This is a genomic window from Oryzobacter faecalis (assembly GCF_046764005.1).
Classification (GTDB): Bacteria; Actinomycetota; Actinomycetes; order Actinomycetales; family Dermatophilaceae; genus Oryzobacter; species Oryzobacter faecalis.
Genome location: NZ_JBKOFW010000004.1, coordinates 71791 through 93440 on the forward strand (window position 1 = coordinate 71791; position 21650 = coordinate 93440).

Below are 21650 nucleotides of genomic sequence, written 5' to 3' on the forward strand. Positions count from 1 at the left end.
CCGCAGCGGACAACGCGCAGGTCAGGGCGTCGTGGACACCCGCACGCACGAGTCGACGACCCCGGTCACCGCACGCACGCTCGTCCGGAGCCGGACCTCCCGGTGGACCGAGGCCGGCCCGTCGGCCGGGACCGCGTCCTCGACGGTGCCGACCCGGGCCCGCGTGCCGTCGAGGGCGTCGATGCGGCAGGTGACGGCCGTCCCCTCCGGCCGGTGCAGGTCGTACTCGACGACGATCGAGGTGTCGGACTCCACCCGGTACGCGGTGACCTCGGGGCGGACCGCGCCGACCGTCGTCGCGATGCCGTACCAGGTGACGACCGCGACCCCGAGGAGGACGCCGACCGTGCCGACGACCCACCATCGGGCGGTGCCGGGAGCAGGCCGGGGGAGGTGCACGCGGGTCCTTCCGGAGGGCGTCGGGCGAGGTGAGAGGATGGTCGCCGTCCATTCTCGGGGATGCCCGAGTGCCCCGACGCGAAGGGTCCCCACGTGACCGACCGGCTCCGGCTCATGTGCGTCCACGCGCACCCGGACGACGAGTCCAGCAAGGGTGCCGCGACGATGGCGAGGTACGTCGACGCCGGCCACGAGGTGCTCGTCGTGTCGTGCACGGGCGGCGAGCGCGGCGACGTCCTCAACCCCCGGCTCCAGGCCGACGCCCACATCCGCCGCGACCTCACGAGGGTCCGCCGCGAGGAGATGGCGCGGGCTCGCGACATCCTCGGGGTCGAGCACACGTGGCTCGGCTTCGTCGACTCCGGCCTGCCCGAGGGCGACCCGCTGCCGCCGCTGCCCGACGGCTGCTTCGCGCTCACCCCCGTCCCGGTGGCCGCCGAGGCGCTCGTCCGCGAGATCCGCCGGTTCCGCCCGCACGTCGTCACGACGTACGACGAGAACGGTGGCTACCCGCACCCGGACCACATCCGGTGCCACGACGTCACGCTGGCGGCCGTCGACGCCGCCGGGGACCCCGAGGCGTTCCCCGGCGCGGGGGAGCCCTGGCAGCCGCTCAAGCTGTACTACAACCAGACCTTCAGCAAGGCGCGCATCGCGGCCTTCCACGAGGCGCTCACGGCGCTCGGCGAGGAGAGCCCGTACGCCGAGTGGCTCGAGAGCTGGACCCGGCCCGACCGCACGGTCACCACCCGCGTCGAGTGCGCCGACTGGTTCGAGCGCCGCGACGCCGCCCTCCTCGCCCACGCCACGCAGGTCGACCCCGACGGCACGTGGTTCCGGGTGCCGCGCGAGGTGCAGGCGCGGGTCTGGCCCACCGAGGACTTCGAGGCCGCGCTGTCGTACGTCCCGATCGCCGAGGGCGAGGACGACCTCTTCGCCGGCCTGCCGGACGACGTCGCCGAAGCCGACGCCCTCGCCACCTCGGGCGGCCTCACGGCCGTCCTCGACACCCGGACGGAGCGCCAGGCATGACCTTCGCGACCGACGCCCCCAGTGCCGACAGCGGACCGGGCTTCCTGGCCTTCGTGGCCTTCTTCGCGCTCGCCGTGGCGCTGTGGTTCCTCATGCGGAACATGAACGCGCGGATGCGGCGGATGTCGTACCGCCAGCAGGCGGCCGGCCGCGGCAAGGACGACCCGCAGGCCGACGGGAGCCCGACCGACCGCTCCGGCTCGGCCGAAGCCACGGACGCCGGCGGCGACTCCGGTGGTGGGGACGGCGGCGGCGGCGACTGACCCCGCCGCGGCTCAGGCCGAGGGGCCGGTGAGCGCGAGCGACGCAGCGACGAAGTGGGCCGCGAAGGCGAGGATCGTCAGCGCGTGGAAGACCTCGTGGAAGCCGAACCACCGCGGGGAGATGTCCGGCCGCTTGGTGCCGTAGACCACTGCGCCGAGGGTGTAGAGGACCCCGCCCACGACGACCCACGCCATGACGGCCCCGCCGGCGTGCTCGAGCAGGGGGCCGAAGTAGAAGACCGCGACCCAGCCGAGCATCATGTACGCGGGTATGTAGAGCCAGCGCGGGGCGCCGGCCCAGAACACCCGGAACAGCACCCCGAGCACCGCGCCGCTCCACACGATGACGAGCATCCGCGTCGCCTGCTCGCGCGGCAGGAGCAGGGCGAACGGGGTGTAGGTGCCGGCGATGATGAGGAAGATGTTCGAGTGGTCGAACCGGCGCAGGAACCCGCCCACGCGCGGGGACCACGTGCCGCGGTGGTAGACCGCGGACGTCCCGAAGAGCAGGACCGCCGTGCCGCCGAAGACGGCTGCCGACACCTTGCCCTCGGTGCCCGTCGCGAGGACGACGAGGACGACCCCCATGACGAGGGCGAGCGGGGTCATCGCGGCGTGCAGCCAACCGCGCAGGTGGGGCTTGACGTGCTCGAGGGCGGCCTCGACCCGGGTCTCGAGGGTCTCGAGCGGGCCGGACTCCCCATCCGGTCGGGGCTCGGGACGGCTCATGTCGGCAGCGTAACCTACGCGACCGTAGGTTGGGCGCTCGCGAGGGTGTGACCCTCGCCGCGCCGGCTCGCCGCGGGGCCCGGCACGCCGCCCCCGCGCCCCGGGTGGTGGCGGAGTAGCGTGGGCGGCACCGTCCGCGAGTCGCGCGACGGCTCCGGAGCGAGCGGGAGGCAGGTCGGATGGCGCTGCGTGACGTCCTGTACGCCGCCTACACCCGCCGCCTCACCAAGCAGCTCGGCTCCTCCAAGGTCCCGCGCCACGTCGGGGTCATGCTCGACGGCAACCGCCGCTGGGGCCGGGCCCGCGGCGCGGGCGCCGAGGAGGCCTACCAGGCCGGCGCCGACAACATCGCCAACCTGCTGTCGTGGTGCGACGAGGTGGGCGTCGAGGTCGTGACCCTGTGGCTGCTCTCGACCGACAACCTCAACCGGCCCGAGCACCAGCTGCGCCCGCTCCTCGGCATCATCGAGGACGCCGTCGACGCGCTCGCCGACGCCCACCGCTGGCAGATCCACCCCGTCGGCGCCCTGGACCTCCTGCCGTCCGCGACCGCCGCGCGCCTGAAGGCCGCCGAGGACCGGACGCGGGACGTCGACGGCATCATCGTCAACGTGGCCGTCGGGTACGGCGGCCGGCGCGAGATCGCCGACGCCGTGCGCTCCCTCCTCCAGGAGCAGGCGAGCAAGGGGACCTCGATCGAGGAGCTCGCCGAGGTCATCGACGTCGAGCACATCGCCGAGCACCTCTACACCAAGGGCCAGCCCGACCCCGACCTCGTCATCCGCACCTCGGGGGAGCAGCGGCTGAGCGGCTTTCTGCTCTGGCAGAGCGCACACAGCGAGTTCTACTTCTGCGAGGCCTACTGGCCCGACTTCCGCAAGGTCGACTTCCTGCGGGCGCTGCGGGCCTACGGCGAGCGCGAGCGGCGCTTCGGGGTCTGAGCCCCGTGGCGACTCCGGGCCGCCGGACCACACCAGCAACACCCGTCACAGATCGGCCGAACGGCCCGTTTCGGACTCGCCGCCGACACGCGGGGCGCCTGCCGGGCGGGGGTCCGGGGGAGTCGTAGCGTCGAGGACACGCACCTTCTCTCCCTTCCTCAGGAGTGGCCATGGCTTCGAGCACGCGACCGGCACCGGCAGCACCACGGGGGAAGGAGCCGCGCCGCACGTACGTGCTCGACACCTCGGTCCTCCTGTCCGACCCGCGGGCCATCACCCGGTTCGACGAGCACGAGGTCGTCCTCCCGGTCGTCGTCGTGACCGAGCTCGAGGGCAAGCGCCACCACCCCGAGCTGGGCTACTTCGCCCGCACCGCGCTGCGCCTGCTCGACGACCTGCGGATCAAGGCCGGGCGCCTCGACGCCCCCGTCCCGGTCGGCGACTCCGGCGGCACGCTGCGCGTCGAGCTCAACCACACCGACCCGATGTCGCTGCCGGCCGGGTTCCGGCTCGGCGACAACGACACCCGCATCCTGGCGGTCGCCCGCAACCTCGCGAACGAGGGCAACGTCGTCACGGTCGTCAGCAAGGACCTGCCGATGCGGGTCAAGGCGTCGGCGTGCGGCCTCGACGCGCAGGAGTACCGCGCCGAGCTGGCGGTCGAGTCCGGCTGGACGGGCATGAGCGAGCTCGAGGTCTCCACCACGGAGATGGACCACCTCTACGAGTACGGGCGCCTCGACCTCGCCGAGGCCGCCGAGCTGCCGTGCCACACGGGGCTGAAGCTGCTGTCGCCGAGGGGCTCGGGCCTCGGGCGGGTCGGCGCCGACAAGCAGGTCCGCCTCGTCCGTGGCGACCGCGACGCCTTCGGGCTCCACGGACGCAGCGCCGAGCAGCGGATCGCCCTCGACCTGCTCATGGACCCCGACATCGGCATCGTCAGCCTCGGCGGGCGAGCCGGTACCGGCAAGTCGGCGCTCGCCCTCTGCGCGGGGATCGAGGCCGTCATGGAGCGGCGCCAGCAGCGCAAGGTCGTCGTCTTCCGTCCCCTCTACGCGGTCGGCGGCCAGGAGCTCGGCTACCTGCCCGGCTCCGAGGCCGAGAAGATGAACCCGTGGGGCCAGGCGGTCTTCGACACCCTCTCCGCCCTCGTGTCCCGTGAGGTCGTCGAGGAGATCCTCGACCGGGGGATGCTCGAGGTGCTCCCGCTCACCCACATCCGCGGCCGCAGCCTCCACGACGCCTTCGTCATCGTCGACGAGGCCCAGAGCCTGGAGCGCAACGTCCTCCTCACCGTGCTCTCGCGGATCGGGCAGAACTCGCGGGTCGTCCTCACCCACGACGTCGCCCAGCGCGACAACCTGCGGGTGGGCCGTCACGACGGTGTCGTCGCGGTCGTCGAGGCGCTCAAGGGCCACCCGCTCTTCGCCCACGTCACGCTGACGCGGTCCGAGCGCAGTCCCATCGCGGCCCTCGTCACCGACCTCCTCGAGGGCATCGAGGTCTGAGCGCGGCCGTCCCGCCGCCCGGGCCCCGCAGCGGGGTCGGAAGCGGGACGACGATTTCGTCCCCCCGGCGATGTCGCCTACAGTAAGGTCTCGATTCGGTAACGCCGCCGGGTGGTCGCGCTGCAGTGCGCCCCGGCCGCCATCCACTGCCTGAGAGGTCCTTCCGCACCGCCATGGGTCGACACGCGCCGCGCCACGCGCCCCGACACGCCGCACGGCGTGGACCGGGCCATGCCGTGGCCCGCTCGCGGCTGTCACGGGTCGCCGGGGCCGCGATCGGCCGCCCGGTCGTCTCGGCCGGGGTGGCCGCTGCCCTGCTGACGACCGCCGCCGTCTCGGCCGCGTCCTCCGGCGGGGCGGCGAGCGCCGAGGCCCTGACCTTCGCCGTCGACGGCCTCACCTCGAGCGCCTCGACCGAGCAGTCGAAGACCCAGCAGGAGGACGTCGCCCGCGTCGCCGCCGACCGCTCGGCCACCAACGCCCAGCGCGCCGCCGCCGCCGCCCGCAACGCCCAGGTCGAGCGGGCCAAGGCCGCGGCGCTCGCGAAGGCCCGCAAGGAGGCAGCGGAGCGTGCCGCCCGGGCCGCCGAGCGCGAGCGGATCATCGCCAACGCGCAGAAGGACCCCAAGGCCGTCGCCCGGATGCTGCTGCCCGAGTTCGGGTACAGCAGCGCGCAGTGGCCGTGCCTGGACCAGCTGTGGATCGGCGAGAGCGACTGGCGCTGGTGGGTGGCCAACCCGAGCTCGGGCGCCTACGGCATCCCGCAGTCGCTCCCCGGCGACAAGATGGCCACGATGGGCAGCGACTGGCGCACCAACCCGGTGACCCAGATCCGCTGGGGGCTGGACTACATCAAGAAGTCCTACGGCACCCCGTGCAACGCCCTCGACACGTGGCAGAGCCGCTCGCCGCACTGGTACTGAGCCGGCCCACCCCGTGATCCGACCGCGCGGTCGGGTCACCCGGTGAGCCAGGTCAGATCTTGCGCAGCCGGATGTGCGTCACCGCGTGGTCCGCCCTCTTGGTGAGGACGAGCGTCGCCCGCTCCCTCGTCGGCAGGACGTTCTCGACGAGGTTCGGCTCGTTGATCCGCTCCCAGATGTCGGCCGCCGTGTCGCGCGCCTCGTCGTCGCTGAGCCCGGCATAGCGGTGGAAGTAGGACTGGGGGTCGGCGAAGGCCGTCTCCCGCAGCCGCAGGAATCGCTCGACGTACCAGGCCCGGATCTGCTCGACCGGCGCGTCGACGTAGACCGAGAAGTCGAAGTAGTCGGAGATGGCCCCGGTGCTCGACCCGTCCGCCCGGACCGTCGGCGGCTGGAGGACGTTGAGGCCCTCGACGATGAGCACGTCCGGCGTGCGCACCTGCACCGTCTCCGCGAGCACGTCGTAGGTGAGGTGGGAGTACATCGGGGCCTCGACGACCGGCATCCCCGACTTGACGTCGGCGATGAACCGCAGCAGCGCGCGCCGGTCGTAGGACTCTGGAAAGCCCTTGCGCTGCAGCAGTCCTCGGCGCTCGAGCTCGGCGTTGGGGTAGAGGAACCCGTCGGTCGTGACGAGCGAGACCCGCGGCGTGTGCTCCCAGCGGCTCATCAGCTCCTTGAGGATGCGCGCGGTCGTCGACTTGCCGACGGCCACGGACCCGGCCACGCCGACGACGAACGGGACCCTGCTCGGCCGCTCCCCGAGGAACTCGCTCGTCGCCAGCCGCAGGCCGTGCACGGCCTCCACGTAGTAGTGGAGCAGGCGCGAGAGCGGCAGGTAGACCTCCTCGACCTCCTGGAGGTCGAGCCGGTCGCCGAGGCCGCGCAGGCGAGCGAGGTCCTGGTGGCCGAGGCTCATCGGCTGGTTCTCACGCAGCCGTGACCACGCCGCCCGGTCGAGCTCGACGTACGGCGTGGGCTCGGCCCTGCGCCGGCGGGTGGGGATCACGCCGGTCATTGTGGCGCATGGCCCCCGCCCGCCCCGGGACGGGAGCAGCCCCGCCCGAGCACTAGGCTGGCGCGCATGTGCGGAATCGTCGGATACGTGGGCCGGACCGTCGACGGGCAGGCCCTCGACGTCGTCATGGAGGGGCTCGCACGCCTGGAGTACCGCGGGTACGACTCCGCCGGGGTCGCCCTCGTCACCGACGACGGTGTCGCCACCGAGAAGCGTGCCGGCAAGCTCGAGAACCTCCGCGCGGCCCTCGACGCGCACCCGCTGGCGGCCTCGCGCACCGCGATCGGCCACACCCGCTGGGCGACCCACGGCGGCCCCACCGACGGCAACGCCCACCCCCACCGCGGCGGCGACGGTGACCGGCTCGCCCTCATCCACAACGGGATCATCGAGAACTTCCACGCACTGAAGAAGGAGCTCCTCGCCGAGGGGGTCGAGTTCCACTCCGAGACCGACACCGAGGTCGCGGCGAAGATCATCGGCCGCGAGTACGACGCCACCGGTGACCTCACCGCCGCGATGCAGCGGGCGGTGCAGCGCCTCGAGGGCGCCTTCACCCTCCTCGCGGTCCACGCCGACAGCCCCGGCGTCGTCGTCGGCGCCCGCCGCAACAGCCCGCTCGTCGTCGGCCTCGGCGACGGCGAGAACTTCCTCGGCAGCGACGTCGCGGCCTTCATCGGGTACACCCGCCACGCCCTCGAGCTCGGCCAGGACCAGATCGTCACGATCACCCCCGACGGCCACGAGGTCATCGGCTTCGACGGCTCGCCCGCCGAGGGCAAGGCCTACGAGGTCACCTGGGACGCCGCGGCCGCCGAGAAGGGCGGCTACGCGACGTACATGGAGAAGGAGATCCACGAGCAGCCGCACGCGGTCGCCGACACCCTCCTCGGGCGCACCGACGAGTCCGGCCAGCTCGTCCTCGACGAGATCCGCATCTCCGAGGAGGACCTGCGCGCGGTCGACCGCATCACGATCGTCGCCTGCGGCACCGCGGCCTACGCGGGAACCGTCGCCAAGTACGCCATCGAGCACTGGACCCGCATCCCGGTCGAGGTCTCCCTCGCCCACGAGTTCCGCTACTGCGACCCGATCGTCGACAAGAACACGCTCGTCGTGTCGATCAGCCAGTCCGGCGAGACGATGGACACCCTCATGGCGGTCAAGCACGCCTCCGAGCTCGGCGCGATGACGCTGTCGATCTGCAACACGCACGGCTCGACGATCCCGCGCGAGTCCGACGCCGTCCTCTACACGCACGCCGGCCCGGAGATCGCCGTCGCGTCGACGAAGGCGTTCCTCGCGCAGATCACCGCCTGCTACGTCCTCGGCCTCTACCTCGCCCAGCTCCGCGGCGAGACCTACGCCGACGACGCCAAGGCCGTCATGGCCGAGCTGCACGAGATCCCCGCGAAGATCGAGGAGCTCCTCGGCCGGATGGACCGCGTCGTCGAGATGGCGAACTTCATGGCCGACACCCGCTCGGTGCTCTTCCTCGGGCGGCACGTGGGCTTCCCGATCGCCCTCGAGGGGGCGCTCAAGCTCAAGGAGCTCGCCTACATCCACGCCGAGGGCTTCGCCGCGGGCGAGCTCAAGCACGGGCCCATCGCCCTCATCGACGCCGGCCAGCCGGTCTTCGTCGTCGTGCCCAGCCCCGACACCCCCCACGAGCTGCACAAGAAGGTCGTCTCCAACATCCAGGAGATCCGGGCGCGCGGCGCCCGCACCATCGTCGTCGCCCACGACGGCGACGAGGACGTCGTCCCCTTCGCGAGCGAGGTCATCCGCATCCCGCAGTGCTCGCCGCTGCTCGCGCCGCTGCTGTCCGTCGTGCCCCTCCAGGTCTTCGCGCTGCACCTGTCGACGGCGAAGGGCCTCGACGTCGACCAGCCGAGGAACCTGGCCAAGTCGGTGACCGTCGAGTGATGACGGACGCGCGGTGATCGTCGGCGTCGGCATCGACGTCGTCGACGTCGCGCGCTTCGGCGCCACCCTCGAGCGCACGCCCGGGCTGCGCGACCGGCTCTTCACCCCCGCCGAGCGGGTGCTGCCGCTGAACTCGCTCGCCGCGCGCTTCGCCGCCAAGGAGGCGCTCGCGAAGGCGCTCGGCGCCCCGGCGGGCATGAACTGGCAGGACGCCGAGGTCCACCGCGGCGCCGACGGGCGTCCCCACCTCGAGGTCCGCGACACCGTCGCCGCGCGGGTCGAGGCGCTCGGCATCGGCTCGCTCCACGTCTCGCTCTCGCACGACGCCGGCATCGCCTCGGCGGTCGTCGTCGCCGAGGCCGCCACCGGCAGCGGGGCCGGCCGATGATCGAGGCCTACGCGGTCGACGACGTCGTGGCCGCCGAGCGCGCCCTCCTCGCCGGGCTCGAGGACGGCGAGCTGATGGCGCGGGCGGTCGAGGGCCTGGCCGCCGTTGCCGCCGCCCGGCTCGAGGAGGCCGCGGGCCGCACCGTGGCCGCCCTCGTCGGCCCCGGCAACAACGGCGCCGACGCCCTCTACGCCGTCGCCGCCCTGGCCGACGCCGGCTGGAACGCCGTCGCGGTCCACCACGAACCGGTCCACCCGGGCGCCCGGCAGGCCGCCGAGGCGGCGGGCGTCGTCCTCACGACCGACCCGTCGGTGCTGGGGGAGGCCGACGTCGTCCTCGACGGCGTCCTCGGGCTCGGTGCCCGCCCCGGGCTGCCCGCGTGGGCGGTCCCGTGGGTCACCGCCCTTCCCACGTCGGCCCACGTCATCGCCGTCGACCTGCCCTCCGGCCACGACCCGATGGGCGCGGTCCTCGACCCCGACGGCGTCTTCGCCGACGAGACCGTCACCTTCTCCGTCGCCAAGCCCGTCCACCTCCTCCCGCCCACCGAGCAGGCGTGCGGCCTCCTCACCGTCGTCGACATCGGGATCGCGGTCGATGCCACTCCCCTCGTGCGGCGGCTCGACCACGACGACCTCGCCGGGTGGTGGCCCGTGCCCGGCGCGGGGGACGACAAGTACTCCCGTGGGGTCCTCGGTGTCGTCGCCGGTGGCGAGGAGTACACCGGCGCGGCGGTCCTGACCGTCACCGCCGCCGTCGAGGCCGGCGCCGGCATGGTCCGGTACGTCGGGCCGCCGACGCCGACCGGGCTCGTCCGCGCCGCCGCGCCCGAGGCCGTCCACGGGCCCGGCCGGGTGCAGGCCTGGGTCGTCGGGCCCGGACTCGACCCGGTCGGCGACGGCCCCGGCGCCGAGGAGCAGCGCGAGGCCGCGCGGGCGGCACTGGCCGAGGACGTCCCGGTCGTGGTCGACGCCGGCGGGCTGGACCTCCTCGACGATGCCGTGCTCGCAGCACGGAGCGCCCCCACCCTGCTCACCCCGCACGCCGGCGAGTGCGCCCGCCTCCTCACCCGTCTGACCCACGGCGAGGTGACGCGGGAGGCGGTCGAGGGCGCGCCTCTGCGCCATGCCCGCGAGCTCGCCGCGCGCACCGGCGCCACGGTCCTGCTCAAGGGGTCCACGACCCTCGTGGTTCCCCCGGGTGAGGACGCGCCCGCCCACGCGCAGGCCGACGCGCCGCCGTGGCTGGCGACCGCCGGGGCCGGTGACGTGCTGGCCGGGCTGCTCGGCACCCTCGTCGCCGGGGGCGTCCCGGTCGCCGAGGCGGGGGCGATCGGTGCGCTCGTCCACGGGGTGGCGGCCGACCGCGCCAACCCCGGGGGGCCGGTGCGTGCGCTCGCCGTCGCCCACGCCCTCCCGAGTGCCGTGGCCCACCTGCTGGGCCGGCGGCCGGGGGCCGAGTCCTAGACTCGACGGGCCCATGACCACGACCCCCGCCCCGGCCACCGACCCCGCGACCGCGGGACTGTCGGCGTGGGTCGACGTCGACCTGGGGGCGATCCGCGACAACGTCGCCGAGCTGAAGCGCAGGGCCGGCTCGGCCGACGTCATGGCGGTCGTCAAGGCCGACGCCTACGGCCACGGGCTGCTCCCCTCGGCACGGGCAGCGCTCGCCGGTGGTGCCGCGTGGCTCGGGGTCGCCCAGCTCGCCGAGGCGCTCGAGCTGCGCCGCGCCGGGGTCACGGCACCGCTCCTCACCTGGCTCTTCGCGCCCGGCGCCGACGTCCGCGGCGCCCTCGACGCCGACATCGAGGTCACGGTCGGCAGCACCTGGTCGCTCGAGGCCGTGCTCGCCGCCGTGCGCGAACGCGGCCGCGCCGCTCGCATCCAGGTCAAGGTCGACACCGGCCTCGGTCGCAACGGCGTCCTCACCGACTGGTCCGAGGTGGTGGCCGCGCTCGCCGCGGCGCAGGCCGAGGGCGCCGTCGAGGTGACCGGGGTCTGGTCGCACTTCGCGTATGCCGACGCGCCGCAGCACCCCACGGTCCGGGCCCAGCAGGAGCGCTTCGTCGAGGCCGTCGCCGAGCTCGAACGGGCCGGGGTCCGTCCCGGCCTGCTGCACCTCGCGAACTCCGCCGCGACCCTGACCAACCCCTCGGCGCACTTCGACCTCGTGCGCCCCGGCGTCGCCGTCTACGGGCTCTCCCCGGTGCCCGACCTCGGCAGCCCGGCCGACTTCGGCCTGCGCGAGGCGATGCGGGTGACGGCCCGCCTCGCGGGGGTCAAGAAGGCGCTCGCCGGGCAGGGCGTCAGCTACGGCCACGAGTACACGACGACCCGCGACACCCTCCTCGGGCTCGTCCCGGTCGGCTACGCCGACGGCGTGCCGCGCTCGGCGGGCAACCGCGGCCCGGCGCTCACCGGGGGCCGCCGGTACACCCTCGCGGGACGGGTCTGCATGGACCAGGTGGTCCTCGACCTCGGCCCGGACGCGACCGTCGAGCCCGGGGACGAGGTCGTCCTCCTCGGCGTCGGCGCCGACGGCGAGCCCACGGCGCAGGACTGGGCCGACGCGGCCGGGACGATCAACTACGAGATCGTCACCCGGATGGGCCCGCGCCTGCCGCGCCGGCACCTCGGAGGCCCCGCCTGATGGCGCTGCGTCCTCTCGCCACGGTCGGCGCTGCCGCCGGTGCTGCCGCGAACGCGGTCGGCGAGCGCGTGCTGCGCGCGCGGGCCGGCTTCCGGTCGGTCGACGCCCCCGACGGCTGGGCCCACACCCCCACCGAGTCCCTGACCGTCACCACCGACGACGGCGTCGAGCTGCACGTCGAGATCGACGCGCCCGAGGCCTCGAGCCGGTCCCGCCGCCACGTCAGCGGCCGGATGCCGACCGTCGTCCTCGTCCACGGGTTCGCCCTGTCGATGCGCTCGTGGGTCCTCCAGCGCCGCGCCCTCATCCACGAGGGGTACCGCGTCGTCAGCTACGACCAGCGCGGCCACGGCCGCTCCGGCGACTCGGCGCTGGAGCACTGCACCGTCGAGCAGCTGGGCCGCGACCTCTCGGCCGTCCTCGCCGCCACCTGCCCGAGCGGACCCGTCGTCCTCGTCGGGCACTCGATGGGCGGGATGTCCGTGATGTCCTACGTCGGGCAGCACCCCGACGTCGTCCGCGAGCGCGTGCTCGCCGTGGCCCTGGTGTCGACCTCACCCGGCGGCAAGGAGATGACCGAGTTCGGGCTCGGGCCGACCGTGGGGCGGGTGGTGGGGTCGCTCGGCCCCGGTGTCCTCACCAGGATGTCGCGGCACGCCGGACCGATCGGGATGCTGCGCAAGATGGGCCGCGGCGTCCAGGACCTCGCGGTGCAGCGGTGGGCCTTCGACTCGCCGGTCAGCACCGAGCTCGTCGACCTCGTCGGCGACATGATCTTCTCGACGTCCTTCGACGTCATGGCCGCCTTCCTCCCCGACATCGACCGGCTCGACCTCGGCGAGCACCTCGGTGCCCTCACCGGCATCGAGACGCTCGTGATGAACGGCGCGGGCGACCTCATCACCCCGCCCTCGCACTCGGAGGAGATCGTGCGGCAGGTTCCCGGGGCCGAGCACGTCGTCGTCGAGGACGCCGGCCACATCCTCCAGCTCGAGCACCCGGTCGTCGTGACCCAGCAGCTCCTCATGCTCATCGCCCGCGCCCAGCGGGCCGTCGCCGAGGGGATCCCCGTGAGCAGCAAGCCGCGCGTGCGGCGCACCGTGCAGGACATCTCCAAGCGCCGCCGCGTCGAGAAGGCGCGCTCCTCGCGCTCGCGACGGGGTGGCCGGGAGGCGGCGTCGTGAGCGGGCGACGCGTCGTCCTCGCCGAGGTCGCCGACACCCGCGAGCTCGGCCGCGCCCTGGGGGCGCTGCTCGCACCGGGTGACCTCGTCGTCCTCACCGGCGGCCTCGGCGCGGGGAAGACGACCCTGACCCAGGGCCTCGGCGAAGGGCTCGGCATCCGGGGACCGGTGACGTCGCCGACCTTCGTCATCGCCCGTGTCCACCCCTCGCTCGTCGACGGACCGCCCCTGGTCCACGTCGACGCCTACCGCCTCGACGGGTCGCTCGAGCTCGACTTCCTCGACCTCGACGCCGACGTGTCGTCCTCCGTGACGGTCGTCGAGTGGGGCCACGGGCTCGCCGAGGACCTCAGCGAGGACCGGCTCGAGGTCGTCCTCGACGTCGACACGGCCTCGGAGGTCCGGACCGCCACGGTGAGCGGCATCGGCGGACGCTGGGCCGGCGACGAGGCGGCCGCCGCCCTCGCCTCGCTCGGGGGTGAACCGTGCTGATCCTCGGCATCGACACCTCGACCTCGGCCATCGCCGTCGGGCTCACCGACGGCGCGGGCCGCGTCGCCACCCGCTCGCGGCTGGACGCCCGTGGCCACACCGAGCACCTCGCTCCGCTGGTCGCGGAGCTCCTCGGCGCCGAGGGCGTGGCCCCTGCGGACCTCACCGCCGTGGTCGTCGGAACGGGCCCGGGCCCGTTCACGGGGCTGCGGGTCGGCATGGTCACCGGGGTGACGATGGGCCACGCGCTCGGTATCCCCGTCCACGGGATCTGTTCGCTCGACGTGCTGGCCGAGCAGGTGGTGGCCGCAGGGCCGGTCGGCGACCGGTTCGTCGTGGCGACCGACGCCCGGCGCCGCGAGGTCTACTGGGCCGAGTACCGGGTCGACGGCGGCGCCGTCGTGCGCGCGTCGGGCCCGGCGGTCGACCGGCCCGCCGAGCTCCCCGACACGGTGCGGGCCCTGCCCACGGCCGGTCGCGGCCCCGTGCTCTACCCCGAGCTGTTCGGCTCGCCCGTCGAGGTGCTCGACGTCGACGCCGGCGTCCTCGCGACCCTCGGTGCGCGCGGCATCGCGGCCGGGTCCTCGATGCCCGTCGAGCCGCTCTACCTGCGGCGCCCGGACGCGCTGACCACCGCCGAGCGGGCCCGGTCGTGAGTGCGGTGGCCGCTCCGGACGCCCGCTCCCTTCCCGCGGGACTCGTTCTGCGAGAGGCGCACTGGGCCGACCTCGCGGTGCTGACCGAGCTCGAGACCCAGCTGTTCCCCACCGACGCCTGGACGGAGGTGTCCTGGTGGTCGGAGCTGGCAGGGCGTCCGCGGCGCGAGTACGTCGTCCTCACCGACGACGACGGTGTGCTCGGCTACGCCGGCCTCGACCACGGCGGTGAGGTGGCCGACGTGATGACGGTGGCCGTCGCGCCGCGCGGCCGGGGGCGCGGGCTGGGCGCCCTGCTCCTCGCCGAGCTCGAGCGGCGGGCGGCCCGGCGCGGGGCCGCCCACGTCATGCTCGAGGTCCGTGCGGACAACGCGCCGGCGCGGGCCCTGTACGAACGGGCCGGCTACGTCCTCCTCGCGACCCGTCGCAGGTACTACCAACCGGGCGACGTCGACGCCCTCGTGCTGCGGAGAACCCTCTCCGGGAAGGAGATCCACGATGCGTGACGAGCCGCTCGTCCTCGGGATCGAGACCTCGTGCGACGAGACCGGTGTCGGGATCGTCCGCGGCGAGACGCTCCTCGTCGACGCCATCGCGAGCAGCGTGGACGAGCACGCCCGGTTCGGCGGGGTCGTCCCGGAGGTGGCCAGCCGCGCGCACCTCGAGGCCATGGTCCCGACGATCGAACGAGCCTGCGCCACGGCGGGCGTCACGCTGCGCGACCTCGATGCCGTCGCCGTGACGTCCGGGCCCGGACTGGCCGGGGCGCTGATGGTGGGGGTGGCGTCGGCCAAGGCCCTCGCCCTCGCCCTCGGGATCCCGCTCCACGGCGTCAACCACCTCGCCTCGCACGTGGCCGTCGACATCGTCGAGCACGGGCCCCTCCCCGAGCCGACCCTGGCGTTGCTCGTGTCGGGCGGCCACTCCTCCCTCCTCCTCGTGCCCGACGTGACGCACGACGTGCGGTCGCTGGGCTCGACGATCGACGACGCGGCGGGGGAGGCCTTCGACAAGGTGGCGCGTGTCCTCGGGCTGCCCTTCCCCGGGGGACCGCACATCGACAGGGCGGCGCGCGAGGGGGAGGTCGTCATCGACTTCCCCCGCGGCCTGACGACCGGACGCGACATGGAGCGCCACCGGTTCGACTTCTCGTTCTCCGGTCTGAAGACCGCCGTGGCGCGCTGGGTCCAGGCGAAGGAGGCTGCGGGCGAGACGGTTCCGGTCGCCGACGTCGCGGCCTCGTTCCAGGAGGCCGTCACCGACGTGCTGACCCGCAAGGCGATCCTCGCCTGCCGCGAGAACGGCGTCGGCCACCTCCAGATCGGCGGCGGCGTGGCCGCGAACTCCAGGCTGCGGGCCATGGCGCAGGAGCGGTGCGACGCGGCCGGCATCGAGCTGCGGGTGCCACGACCGGGCCTGTGCACCGACAACGGGGCGATGGTCGCCGCGCTCGGGGCGCAGATGGTCCTCAAGGGCCGTCCGCCGTCGGGCCTCGCCATCCCGGCCGACTCCTCGATGCCGGTGACCGAGGTCTCCGCCTGACGCGGGTCGAGGTGTTCGGCCCGCGTCCTGCACCGCCCGATCACCTCGAACCGACCCCCGGACAGCACGGCGCCCCGGGAGCGTGGGCTCCCGGGGCGGCTCGATGTGCTCAGAAGATGAAGATGAGCAGCGCGATGATCAGCAGCACGCCGACGATCGTCCAGATGAGACCGGATCCACGCATAGTTCTCCGCCTCCCATAGGGGTGTCCCGGACGGGTGTCCGGTCTCCGACACTAGGGCCATCAGGGGGCCTGAGGAGGCCCTGCGTGCAGACGAGTTCGTGCTGGCCGGCGGGACCGTGGGCCGATCTCCCGAGGCGTCCTCGCTGGTCAGGGCATCCCGCGCCGGCCGTGCGTGCGCGGCGGGGCGTCACCGCCCTCGGGAGGCACCATCTCGGCACGCACCCCGAGCAGCCGAACCGGGCGCTCGTCATCGAGGGCGCGGAAGAGGTCGAGGGCGGTCCCGGCGACGACGTCGGGGCTCCAGGTCGGTTCGCGCAGCTTCCGCGACCGGTTGACGGTGAAGAAGGGGACGAAGCGCACCTTGAGGTGGACCCGGGCACACGGTCGGCCCTCGGCCCGGATGTCGTCGACCACCCGCTCCGCGAGCGACCGGAGCGCCTCCTCGACCTCCGGCAGCGAGACGAGGTCGCGCTGGTAGGTGGTCTCCCGGCCGTGCGCCCGGGGGACCCACGGGGTGTCGTCGACGTCCGACGAGCCCTCGCCGCGCCCGAGGTCGCGCAGCCACGGCCCCGACTGCGGACCGAACTCGGCGGCGAGGACGGCGTCGTCGGCCTGCGCGAGCTGGCTCACGGTCTCGATCCCCAGGGCGGCGAGCCGCTGCGAGATGCGGCTCCCCACCCCCCACAGCGCGTGGGTGGGTTCGGCGCCCATGACGTCGAACCATGTCGCCCGGGTGAGCCGGAACGTGCCCCGTGGCTTGCCGAACTCCGTCGCGATCTTGGCCCGCACCTTGGTGTCGCCGATGCCGACCGAGCAGTGCAGGGCGGTGGCGGCGAGCACGTCGGCCTGGATGCGGTGCGCCACGGCCTCGGGGTCGTCGGTCTCGATGCCGACGAACGCCTCGTCCCAGCCGAGCACCTCGACGACGGCACCCGGGACGGCACGCAGGGTGCCCATGACCCCGGCCGACGCCGCCTCGTACACGGGATGGTCGACGGGCAGGAACACGGCGTCCGGGCACCGCTTCAGCGCGGTGCGCAGCGGCATCCCCGAGCGGACCCCGAACACTCGCGCCTCGTAGGACGCGGTGGAGACGACGGCGCGCTCGGTGGGGTCACCGCGCCCTCCGACGACGACGGGCAGGCCAGCGAGCTCGGGCCGCCGGAGCACCTCGACGGCCGCGATGAACTGGTCCATGTCGACGTGCAGGACCCAGCGGGACATGACCCCATCGTGGCGGACGCCGCCGACATCCGGCGCCGGCCGAGCCTCAGCCGGTGGCGGGCTCGGAGCAGGGGAGCAGCCCCATCCGGTCCTTGAGGGCAAGCACCCGCTCGACCGACGCATCGACCTTGGCCGCGAACCCGGGCTCGGCAGAAGCCTTCTCGGTGATCGCGTCGATCATGTCGTCGGCGTCGGAGGCCTTGCCGGTGAGGACGACGTCGCCCCCCGCGTCGAGGAGCCGGGTCGCCCGGGCGCCCGGGGGGACGGACCGCAGCGCCTCGGCGTTGACGTCGTCGGTGATGACGACACCGTCGTACCCGAGGTCCTCGCGCAGCAGGCCGGTGATGATCCTCTCCGAGAACATCGCCGGGTTCTCCCCGTCGAGCTTGGGGTACCTCGCGGACGACATCATGACGAGCCCGACGCCGGCCTCGATGTTCGCGCGGAACGGCTCGAGGAAGGGGTCGTCGGCGGTCGCCACCGAGTCGGTGATCCCCGAGGACGAGAAGTCGGTGTTGTTGCGGACGCGTCCGAGACCGGGGAAGTGCTTGACCGCGCCCTCGACGCCCTCGTCCAGCATCCCGCGCAGGAACGCGACGGAGTAGGTCGCCACGGTCTTCGGGTCGGAGCCGTACTGGCGGCCCCACTTGCCGATCGGCTCGTTCGCGCGGCCGATGTCCTCGGGAACGGTGTCGGCGACGGGGGCGAGGTTGACGTTGACGCCGACCTCCTTCATCTCCTTCGCCCACCCGGCGGCGTCCTCCGTCAGCTCGTCGGGTGCGAGCTCGGCCTGGTCGAGGGCCTTCGGCGGCCGGGTGAACCCGTCGCCGCGCAGCTGGTGGACGATGCCGCCCTCCTGGTCGGCGGCGATCATCAGGCCGACCCCGCCCGTGGCCTCCTGCGAGACCAGGCCCTCGAGGTGCGTCGACGCCCGCGAGACCTTCGCCGCGCCCTCCCAGCCCCCGAGGTAGATGACGTTGCCGACGTGCTCGGTGGTGACGAGGCCGTCGAGCGAGGTGCGCGGGGCGTTGGTGTCGAGCCCGACCATGAGCAGCTGGCCCACCCGCTGCTGCGCGGACAGGGCCTCGAACGTGGCCTCGGCGCAGGTCTGCGTCGTCTCGGTCGGCGAGGGGGCCGCGGACGTCGACGGGGCGGGCGCGCTCGGCGACGGCGAGGACGCGGACGGCGCGCCGCCGGAGCACCCGACGAGCGCGACGAGCACGCCGCCGGTCACCACGGCGGTCGTGGCGGTCCGGGCGCGGAGGGCTTGCAGGGCCGGGAAGGAGCGGTGGAGCACCCGACGACGCTACGTGACGCGGCCGCCATCCCGGGAATCGCCGAGGTGAGGCCTCGGCCGGCACGACCCTCGTGCGGTCCCGTGCGCCGGCCACGGGCATGGACGATGATCGTGGCCGTGCCCCGACTCCCGATCGTCCTCGACGTCGACACCGGCGTCGACGACGCCTGTGCCCTGCTCCTCGCCGCCCTCCACCCCGACCTCGACCTGCGCGCCGTGTCGTGCGTGGGCGGCAACGCCCCCCTCGACGACGTCGTCCGCAACACGCTGCGCGTCCTCGAGACCGCCGGCCGCGGCGACGTCCCGGTGGGGGTCGGCGCCCGCCGCCCGCTCCTCGAGGACCCCGTCGACGCCCGGCACGTCCACGGCTCCGACGGCATGGCCGACCTCGGGATGCCGGTGCCGACGCTCACGCCCGACCCGCGGTCCGCACTCGACCTCCTCCGTGACGTCGTCGAGGACGCCGCCGCGGCGGGCGAGCCGGTCACGGTCGTCCCGCTCGCACCGATGACGAACCTCGCGCTGTTCGCCCGCGTCCACCCGGACGCCTTCGCGCGGATCGGGCGCCTCGTCTTCATGGGCGGTGGCGCGCAGATCAGCAACGCGACGGCCGCCGCGGAGTTCAACGTCTTCCACGACCCCGAGGCCGCGGCGATCGTCCTCGACGCGTGTGCCACCCACGGGGTCGAGGTCGCGATGTACGGCCTCGACGTGTTCTACGACCCGCTCGTCACCGACGCCGACGTCGAGGGCCTGCGGGCGCTCGGGACCCCGGTCGCCGACCTCGCCGCCGGGCTGATCTCTTACCACCACAGGCGTTTTGCCAATGCGGGCGCGACGATCGGTGACGCGGGCGCGGTCGCGATGCTCCTGCTCCCCGACGCCGTCACGACCGAGCGGCTGCCCGTTCGGGTCGAGCTCACCGGGTCGTGGACCCGGGGCCGCACGGTCGTCGACACCCGTGACTGGAGCGGGCACCTGGACCACGACCCGCACGGCCTGGCCCCCGCCCAGGTCCACGTGGCGCTCGCCATCGACGGGCCCCGCGTCGCCGAGCTGTGGCTGCGCACCGTGAGAGGCGAGGTCGGATGACGGCGGCGACGGGGCGCGTCGTCGTCATCGGGTCGCTCAACGTCGACCTCGTGACCCGGGTCGAGCGCCACCCGAGGCCCGGCGAGACCGTCCTCGGCGACGGCCTGCGCCGGCTCGCCGGGGGCAAGGGTGCCAACCAGGCGGTCGCCGCGGCGGCCGCCGGGGCGCCGGTCGCGATGGTCGGCTGCGTCGGTGACGACGCCGGCGGCACGGCCTACCGGGAGCGCCTCGCCGCGCGCGGCATCGACGTCGCCGGGGTTCGGGTCGTCGGGGGCCACCCGACCGGCCACGCCCTCATCGCGGTGTCCGACGACGGCGAGAACTCGATCGTCGTCGTTCCGGGCGCCAACGACCTGCTCGACGAGCGGGAGGTCGCCGCGGTGGACGCCCTTGGCGAGGGCGACGTCCTCCTCGTCCAGCTCGAGGTCCCGCGGACCGTCGTCTGCACCGCGGTCCGGCGGGCGGCCGGCCGGGGTGCGCGGGTCGTCCTCAACGTGGCGCCGTGGTCGGCCCTGCCCCCCGACGTCGTCGCGCTGGGCGACCCGGTCGTCGCCAACGAGCACGAGATGCAGGCCCTCGCCGAGGACGGCGCCGAGCCGCGCTCCCTCCTCGTGACGTTCGGGTCGAACGGTGCGTCGTGGGACGGGGCCACGAGTCCCGCGGTGGTCGTCGCGCCGGAGGACGTGCAGGACACCACCGGCGCCGGCGACGCGTTCTGCGGAACGCTCGCGGCCGCCCTCGCACGAGGCGCCGGTCGCGAGGAGGCGCTCGCCGCGGCCCTCGAGGCCGGGGCCGCGGCGGTCCGCCACGAGGGAGCCCAGCCCGACCCCGACCTCTGACCAACCCCCGTCCCAACTTTCCCGCCTGATGCGACAACCTTCGGTGGGGCACCCCGAAGTTCGGGGTGCCCCACCGAACCTTCTGGCATCAGGCGGGAAAGTTGGGACCCGTCGTCAGCAGGGGTCGACGACGAGGACGACCTGCTGGCCCGCGACCCGCGTGAGGATGACGGTGGCCTGCGCCCCGTCTCCGGCCTTCCGGCCGATCCGCAGCTGGCGGCGCAGCTCGTCGTCGTCGAGCCGCACGCCGCGCTTCTTGATCGTCAGGCCGGTGACGCCGTGCTGGACCAGCCACGCCCGCAGCGACTTCACCCCGAACGGCATCGCCTCGCGGATGGCGTAGCGGCGCGCGAACTCGACGTCGACCTCGGCGTCCGAGACGACGTACCCGAGCCCGTGGTCGACCTCGCTGCCGAGCGTCGCCGCCGTCACCGCACCCAGCAGACCCGCCTGGGTGACGGCGCGGTCCGGCTCGTAGAGCCACGGCCCGACCGACGACAGGCTCGTCGCGGCCGGCGGGTCGGCCTCGGCCATCGTCTCGTCGACCTCCACCGGCGACCGGCCGGGCCCGAGGATCCGGGCGCTGCGGCCGGGTCGGTGGGCGAGCGGCCCCCACCACACGGTGCACTCGAGGACCTCGCCGGCGTACGAGGTCCACTGGGCCTCGGTGCCGAGGGGGATGGCGTCCTTGGGCATCGAGGGCGAGAGCTTGGCCCCCGTGGCCGGCACCGCCGTGGCGACCTGGACGACGAAGTCCCACGTCGGGCGGATCTCGTCGAGGCGGAAGACCCGCTTGATCCGGCCGTGCCGTCCGGTGACCCCGGGCACCCGCCGGGCGGGGTCGAGCCAGACCCCCACCCGTGAGCGCAGCGGGTCGCGCGGCGGCTCGAACTCCTCGGCCAGCCCCACCCGGGCCCGCGAGTCCGGCCAGGGCCGGAGGTTGATGTCGGCGATGGCGGCCGTCACGGGGTCGATGTCGACGCCCTGGACCGTGACGCCGAGGGCCGACATCGCGACCGCGTCGGAGCCGATGCCGCAGCCGAGGTCGTGGACGGTCGCCAGGCTCGCGTTGTAGAAGCGCCCGGCGTGGGTCGCGGACAGCTCGAGCCGGGACGCCTGCTCGAGGCCGTCGGCGGTGTAGAGCAGGTCGTCGGCGAACTCGCCGAACTTCGCGACGGCCCGGGCGCGCAGCCGCTGCTGGGTCAGGAGGGCGGCGACCAGCTCGGGGGCATGGCCCTCGCGCCGCAGGCGGTCCTGGAGGGCGATGACCTGGGTCTCGTCGTACGCGGGGAGGGAGCGGAGCAGCTCCTTGCCGTCGGGGCTCCCGAGGGCTCGCACGATGCCGAGGTCCACGGCGCGACA

The 21650-nt window shown here is 74.2% G+C and carries 22 protein-coding genes; 16 read left to right on the plus strand and 6 right to left on the minus strand.

Going from position 1 to position 21650, the window contains the following annotated elements:
* Window positions 1-21: 21 nt before the first annotated feature.
* On the minus strand, window positions 22-399 hold the full coding sequence (locus tag ACK8HX_RS09270) for a DUF4307 domain-containing protein (protein WP_411940401.1): 378 nt from the start codon (window positions 397-399) through the stop codon (window positions 22-24).
* A 93-nt stretch (window positions 400-492) separates the two neighbouring features.
* Between ACK8HX_RS09270 and mca the strand changes: the two genes are divergently transcribed.
* Together mca and ACK8HX_RS09280 are read left to right on the plus strand one after the other, a co-directional pair.
* Window positions 493-1431 (plus strand): mycothiol conjugate amidase Mca, encoded by a 939-nt coding sequence (gene mca / locus ACK8HX_RS09275; protein ID WP_411940402.1) that lies wholly within the window; start codon window positions 493-495, stop codon window positions 1429-1431.
* Window positions 1428-1694, plus strand: coding sequence for a hypothetical protein (locus tag ACK8HX_RS09280; RefSeq protein WP_411940403.1), 267 nt, complete (start codon window positions 1428-1430; stop codon window positions 1692-1694). The genes mca and ACK8HX_RS09280 overlap by 4 nt, the downstream gene beginning before the upstream one ends.
* Before the next feature lie 12 nt (window positions 1695-1706).
* On the opposite strand, the gene trhA is transcribed toward ACK8HX_RS09280, so the two are convergent.
* The gene (gene trhA / locus ACK8HX_RS09285; RefSeq protein ID WP_411940404.1) at window positions 1707-2423 is read right to left on the minus strand and encodes a PAQR family membrane homeostasis protein TrhA; all 717 of its coding nucleotides are present in this window, start codon (window positions 2421-2423) and stop codon (window positions 1707-1709) included.
* Between the two features lie 179 nt (window positions 2424-2602).
* On the opposite strand from trhA, the gene ACK8HX_RS09290 reads away from it, so the two are divergent.
* From ACK8HX_RS09290 to ACK8HX_RS09300, 3 genes are all read left to right on the plus strand, one after another.
* Window positions 2603-3364 carry an isoprenyl transferase gene (locus tag ACK8HX_RS09290; RefSeq protein ID WP_411940405.1) on the plus strand — a complete coding sequence of 254 codons (762 nt, stop codon included), beginning with the start codon at window positions 2603-2605 and terminating at the stop codon, window positions 3362-3364.
* Window positions 3365-3534: 170 nt separating this feature from the next.
* Window positions 3535-4872, plus strand: coding sequence for a PhoH family protein (locus ACK8HX_RS09295; protein WP_411940406.1), 1338 nt, complete (start codon window positions 3535-3537; stop codon window positions 4870-4872).
* A gap of 236 nt (window positions 4873-5108) precedes the next feature.
* A complete protein-coding gene (locus tag ACK8HX_RS09300; RefSeq protein ID WP_411940407.1) occupies window positions 5109-5795 on the plus strand; it encodes an aggregation-promoting factor C-terminal-like domain-containing protein in 687 nt (228 codons plus the stop codon).
* Between the two features lie 52 nt (window positions 5796-5847).
* Here ACK8HX_RS09300 and coaA read toward each other — a convergent pair whose 3' ends face one another.
* Window positions 5848-6813 (minus strand): type I pantothenate kinase, encoded by a 966-nt coding sequence (coaA, locus tag ACK8HX_RS09305; protein ID WP_411940408.1) that lies wholly within the window; start codon window positions 6811-6813, stop codon window positions 5848-5850.
* Between the two features lie 66 nt (window positions 6814-6879).
* Here coaA and glmS point away from each other — a divergent pair, with 66 nt between their 5' ends.
* From glmS to tsaD, 9 genes are read left to right on the plus strand one after another with little or no spacing between them, the layout of a single operon-like run.
* On the plus strand, window positions 6880-8739 hold the full coding sequence (gene glmS / locus ACK8HX_RS09310; RefSeq protein WP_411940409.1) for a glutamine--fructose-6-phosphate transaminase (isomerizing): 1860 nt from the start codon (window positions 6880-6882) through the stop codon (window positions 8737-8739).
* 13 nt (window positions 8740-8752) lie between these two features.
* Window positions 8753-9127, plus strand: a complete 375-nt coding sequence (locus ACK8HX_RS09315) for a holo-ACP synthase (protein ID WP_411940410.1) — start codon at window positions 8753-8755, stop codon at window positions 9125-9127.
* Window positions 9124-10593, plus strand: coding sequence for a bifunctional ADP-dependent NAD(P)H-hydrate dehydratase/NAD(P)H-hydrate epimerase (locus ACK8HX_RS09320; protein WP_411940411.1), 1470 nt, complete (start codon window positions 9124-9126; stop codon window positions 10591-10593). Before ACK8HX_RS09315 ends, ACK8HX_RS09320 begins: the two co-directional genes overlap by 4 nt.
* A gap of 13 nt (window positions 10594-10606) precedes the next feature.
* Window positions 10607-11779 (plus strand): alanine racemase, encoded by a 1173-nt coding sequence (alr, locus tag ACK8HX_RS09325; protein WP_411940412.1) that lies wholly within the window; start codon window positions 10607-10609, stop codon window positions 11777-11779.
* Window positions 11779-12963: an alpha/beta fold hydrolase gene (locus ACK8HX_RS09330; protein ID WP_411940413.1), complete on the plus strand. Its 1185-nt coding sequence runs from the start codon at window positions 11779-11781 to the stop codon at window positions 12961-12963. The genes alr and ACK8HX_RS09330 overlap by 1 nt, the downstream gene beginning before the upstream one ends.
* Window positions 12960-13454 carry a tRNA (adenosine(37)-N6)-threonylcarbamoyltransferase complex ATPase subunit type 1 TsaE gene (gene tsaE / locus ACK8HX_RS09335; protein ID WP_411940414.1) on the plus strand — a complete coding sequence of 165 codons (495 nt, stop codon included), beginning with the start codon at window positions 12960-12962 and terminating at the stop codon, window positions 13452-13454. Before ACK8HX_RS09330 ends, tsaE begins: the two co-directional genes overlap by 4 nt.
* Window positions 13448-14110 carry a tRNA (adenosine(37)-N6)-threonylcarbamoyltransferase complex dimerization subunit type 1 TsaB gene (gene tsaB, locus ACK8HX_RS09340; RefSeq protein ID WP_411940415.1) on the plus strand — a complete coding sequence of 221 codons (663 nt, stop codon included), beginning with the start codon at window positions 13448-13450 and terminating at the stop codon, window positions 14108-14110. The genes tsaE and tsaB overlap by 7 nt, the downstream gene beginning before the upstream one ends.
* Window positions 14107-14616, plus strand: coding sequence for a ribosomal protein S18-alanine N-acetyltransferase (gene rimI / locus ACK8HX_RS09345; protein ID WP_411940416.1), 510 nt, complete (start codon window positions 14107-14109; stop codon window positions 14614-14616). Before tsaB ends, rimI begins: the two co-directional genes overlap by 4 nt.
* A complete protein-coding gene (gene tsaD, locus ACK8HX_RS09350; protein WP_411940417.1) occupies window positions 14609-15652 on the plus strand; it encodes a tRNA (adenosine(37)-N6)-threonylcarbamoyltransferase complex transferase subunit TsaD in 1044 nt (347 codons plus the stop codon). Before rimI ends, tsaD begins: the two co-directional genes overlap by 8 nt.
* A 331-nt stretch (window positions 15653-15983) precedes the next feature.
* Here tsaD and ACK8HX_RS09355 read toward each other — a convergent pair whose 3' ends face one another.
* A complete protein-coding gene (locus tag ACK8HX_RS09355; RefSeq protein WP_411940418.1) occupies window positions 15984-17060 on the minus strand; it encodes a DNA polymerase IV in 1077 nt (358 codons plus the stop codon).
* Window positions 17061-17106: 46 nt separating this feature from the next.
* On the minus strand, window positions 17107-18357 hold the full coding sequence (locus tag ACK8HX_RS09360) for a glycoside hydrolase family 3 N-terminal domain-containing protein (RefSeq protein ID WP_411940419.1): 1251 nt from the start codon (window positions 18355-18357) through the stop codon (window positions 17107-17109).
* A gap of 117 nt (window positions 18358-18474) precedes the next feature.
* Between ACK8HX_RS09360 and ACK8HX_RS09365 the strand changes: the two genes are divergently transcribed.
* Together ACK8HX_RS09365 and ACK8HX_RS09370 are read left to right on the plus strand one after the other, a co-directional pair.
* Window positions 18475-19449 (plus strand): nucleoside hydrolase, encoded by a 975-nt coding sequence (locus ACK8HX_RS09365; protein ID WP_411940420.1) that lies wholly within the window; start codon window positions 18475-18477, stop codon window positions 19447-19449.
* Window positions 19446-20288: a PfkB family carbohydrate kinase gene (locus tag ACK8HX_RS09370; RefSeq protein WP_411940421.1), complete on the plus strand. Its 843-nt coding sequence runs from the start codon at window positions 19446-19448 to the stop codon at window positions 20286-20288. Before ACK8HX_RS09365 ends, ACK8HX_RS09370 begins: the two co-directional genes overlap by 4 nt.
* Before the next feature lie 114 nt (window positions 20289-20402).
* Here ACK8HX_RS09370 and ACK8HX_RS09375 read toward each other — a convergent pair whose 3' ends face one another.
* Window positions 20403-21641: a class I SAM-dependent methyltransferase gene (locus ACK8HX_RS09375; protein WP_411940422.1), complete on the minus strand. Its 1239-nt coding sequence runs from the start codon at window positions 21639-21641 to the stop codon at window positions 20403-20405.
* Window positions 21642-21650: the final 9 nt, after the last annotated feature.